At 73.6% G+C, this 3,217-nt stretch carries 3 protein-coding genes, 1 tRNA gene and 1 pseudogene; 2 read left to right on the forward strand and 3 right to left on the reverse strand.

Annotated elements, in window-relative coordinates; all coding sequences use genetic code 11:
- The coding region (locus AC3A3H_RS00015) for an HAD-IC family P-type ATPase (protein ID WP_487612484.1) at positions 1 to 758 on the forward strand (758 nt) is incomplete at its 5' end.
- Between the two features lie 60 nt (positions 759 to 818).
- Here AC3A3H_RS00015 and AC3A3H_RS00020 read toward each other — a convergent pair.
- Positions 819 to 1,703: a LysR family transcriptional regulator ArgP gene (locus tag AC3A3H_RS00020; protein WP_487612485.1), complete on the reverse strand. Its 885-nt coding sequence runs from the start codon at positions 1,701 to 1,703 to the stop codon at positions 819 to 821.
- A 68-nt stretch (positions 1,704 to 1,771) separates the two neighbouring features.
- On the opposite strand from AC3A3H_RS00020, the gene AC3A3H_RS00025 reads away from it, so the two are divergent.
- Positions 1,772 to 2,374 carry a LysE/ArgO family amino acid transporter gene (locus AC3A3H_RS00025; RefSeq protein ID WP_487612486.1) on the forward strand — a complete coding sequence of 201 codons (603 nt, stop codon included), beginning with the start codon at positions 1,772 to 1,774 and terminating at the stop codon, positions 2,372 to 2,374.
- A gap of 55 nt (positions 2,375 to 2,429) precedes the next feature.
- Here the strand turns inward: AC3A3H_RS00025 and AC3A3H_RS00030 are convergent.
- Positions 2,430 to 2,505, reverse strand: a tRNA-Ala gene (locus AC3A3H_RS00030).
- 58 nt (positions 2,506 to 2,563) lie between these two features.
- Positions 2,564 to 3,217 (reverse strand): annotated as a pseudogene (locus tag AC3A3H_RS00035) (hypothetical protein); the annotation flags it as partial.

A 3,217-nucleotide genomic window follows, 5' to 3' on the forward strand; every position in this document is an offset into this window, starting at 1 on the left:
ACTTCACCGCCTCCCCCGCGGTCGCCGTGGCCGCGGACGTCGACGGCCTGCGGGTGGAGGTCGGCGGGCCCGCGCTCCTGGAGCTGCGCGGCGCCGCCGAACGCGACATCGCCGCCGCCTGGCGGGCGGAGGGGGCGATCATCCTGCACGTGCTGGTCGACGGCCGGACCGTCGGCGCGCTCCGGCTCGCCGATGAGGTGCGCGAGGAGTCGCTGCAGGCGGTGGCGGCGCTGCAGGAGCGCGGCATCCAGGTCGTGATGATCACCGGCGACGCGGAGGCCGTGGCCGCCTCGGTCGCGGGCGAGCTCGGGATCGACCGCTGGTTCGCGGGAGTCCGGCCCGAGGACAAGGAGTCGACCGTCGCGGGACTCCAGGCCGAGGGGCGCACCGTGGCGATGGTCGGCGACGGCGTCAACGACGCCCCGGCGCTGGCCCGGGCGGATGTCGGGATCGCAATCGGCGCGGGCACGGACGTCGCCATCGCCTCGGCCGGCGTCATCCTCGCCAGCGACGACCCGCGTTCGGTGCTGTCGGTGATCCGGCTGTCGCGGGCGAGCTACCGCAAGATGAAGCAGAACCTGTGGTGGGCGGCTGGCTACAACCTGATCTCCGTGCCGCTCGCGGCCGGCGTGCTCGCGCCGATCGGGTTCGTGCTGCCGATGTCGGTCGGCGCCATCCTGATGTCCCTGTCGACCATCGTCGTCGCCCTCAACGCGCAGCTCCTCCGGCGGCTCGACCTCCGGCCAGACGCGCTCTGACTCTGCCGCGCTCTGACCCAGCCGCCCTCTGACCCTGCCGCGGACGCGCGGGCGCGGACGTCAGGCGGGGCGCAGCGCGACGGCCGCGGCGCGGGCGATCGCGGTGGCGACGGCGTCGAGCGCGGCCGAGTGCAGCGACCACTGCTGCCAGTACAGCGGGACGTCCACAGCTCCCAGTGGATCGAGCTCGACGAGCCGGCCGTCGGCGATCGCCTCGGCCGCCTGGAGGTCGGGCAGCATCCCCCAGCCGAGCCCGAGCAGTGCGGCGCCGGCGAACTCCGTCGACGCAGGCACGAAGTGCCGCGGCGGACGGGCGGACGGCGCGAACCGGGCGAGATAGCGGTCCTGCAGGGTGTCCTTGCGGTTGTAGACCAGCATCGGCGCGACGGCCGCCCGGTCGGCGTCCCAGCCGTCCGGGCACCAGCGTTCCACGTAGCCCGGGCTGGCGAGGGGCCGGTAGCGCATCGCGCCGAGGGCGCTGACGACGCAGCCCTGCACCGGCTCCCGGTCGGAGCCGATGGCCGCCATCGCCGTCCCGTCGCGCAGCCGGTCGATGGTGTGCTCCTGGTCGTCGAGCGTGATGTCGAACACCGCACCTTCGACGGTCGCGAGCGCCGGCAGCACCCAGGTCGCGAGCGAGTCCGCGTTGACGACCAGCGGGATCGGGGTGGCGCCCGCAGCGCCGTCGCCGCCGCCGAGCTCGGCCGCGGCCTCGGCCTCCAGCAGCGCGACCTGACGGGCGAGCCGCAGCAGCACCGCGCCGGCCTCGGTCGCCTGGATCGGCTTGCTGCGCCGGACGAGCACGCGGCCGCTTTGCTCCTCCAGCGACTTGATCCGCTGGCTCACCGCGGAGGGCGTGATGTGCAGCGCCGCCGCGGCACGGTCGAACGTGCCGTGGTCGATCACGGCGGCCAGGGTCCGGAGTTGCTCGGTGGAGGCATCCATCGACAGCAATGCTAATGGTTGGTAAGAAAATCAAGCTGTACTGATGGGAGTTCGTTCCCTATCGTCGAATGGTGCTCTCCGTGTACTTGACCGGGCTCGGCTCGGCCGCCGCCCTCATCATCGCCATCGGCGCGCAGAACGCGTTCGTCCTCCGGCAGGGCCTCCGCCGCGAGCACGTGCTCGCGGTCGTCGCGATCTGCGTCGCGAGCGACGCCGCGCTGATCGCGGCGGGCGTCGCCGGCATCGGGACGCTGGTGAAGGCGGCGCCGCTGGCGCTCGAGATCGTGCGCTGGGCCGGGTTCGCGTTCCTGCTGGGCTACGCGGTGTTCGCCGCCGTCCGGGCGGTCCGACCGAGCACGCTCACGGCGGCGACCGCGGGCGGCGGGACGCTCGCAGCGGCGATCGCGACCTGCCTCGCGATCACCTGGCTCAACCCGCACGTGTACCTCGACACCGTGCTGCTCCTGGGCTCGCTCTCGGCGACGCACGGCGATCCAGGGCGCTGGGTGTTCGGCGCGGGCGCGGCGACCGCGAGCCTGCTCTGGTTCGTGCTGCTCGGCTTCGGCGCGAGGGTGGCCGCCCCGGTGTTCGCACGGCCGGTGGCGTGGCGCGTGCTGGATGCCGGTATCGCGGTCCTGATGGTGGTGCTCGCGATCATGCTGGTGGTGTGACCGGACCTCACCGGACAACGAAAAAGGACCGCCATTCTGGCGGTCCTTCTCGGTGTGGTGGAGCTAAGGAGATTCGAACTCCTGACCTCTTCGATGCGAACGAAGCGCGCTACCAACTGCGCCATAGCCCCGGGGAACTGCTTAGAAACAATAGCACTCTCGCGGTGCCGATTCGAAATCGAGCGGGGCTCAGCTCGCTGCCCGGCGGCGGCGGAGGACCGCGTCCAGGTCGAGCGCGCCGTCGTCGACGGAGCCGACGATCCCCATGGCCGAGTACGCGTTCGGGACGGCCTCCACGACCGCTGCCGAGCGCACGGCGGGCGCCATTTCTGGAGCGACGGGGGCCGCCACAGCGACGGGACGCAGCAGCACGGGCGCGGGCACGGCGGGCGCCGCCTCGGCGACGGCGGTGACCTTCCGCTCGAAGTCGGCGCGGGCGGCCGCGCGGCGCAGCTCGGCGGCGGCGTCCACCGACGCCATCGCGGCTGCGGCCACGGTGCCGGGCGATAGGTGCAGCGGCTTCGGGAGCGGGCGCGGCGTCCAGCTCTGCCGGAGGGCCTCCTGAACCGGGAGGTCGTGCTTGGCGTCGTCGTACAGCGCAGGCGATGCGGGCGCCGCCGGGACGAACGGGACGGGCGCGGGCACGGCCCGGGACGCGCGGGAGAGCCGGCTGAGCATCCCGAGAGCGGTGACGGTGACGACGACGGACGCGGCGGGCAGCAGCCAGGCTCCGGTCGCGAGCAGCAGCGCGCCGCCGGCGGCGACACCCGCCAGCCCGGCGACCAGGACGAGGGTGCAGACCGCACGGGAACGGCGCAGCCGGCGACGGCGCTGCGGAGACAG

This window comes from Leifsonia sp. Soil_N53 (assembly GCF_057655165.1).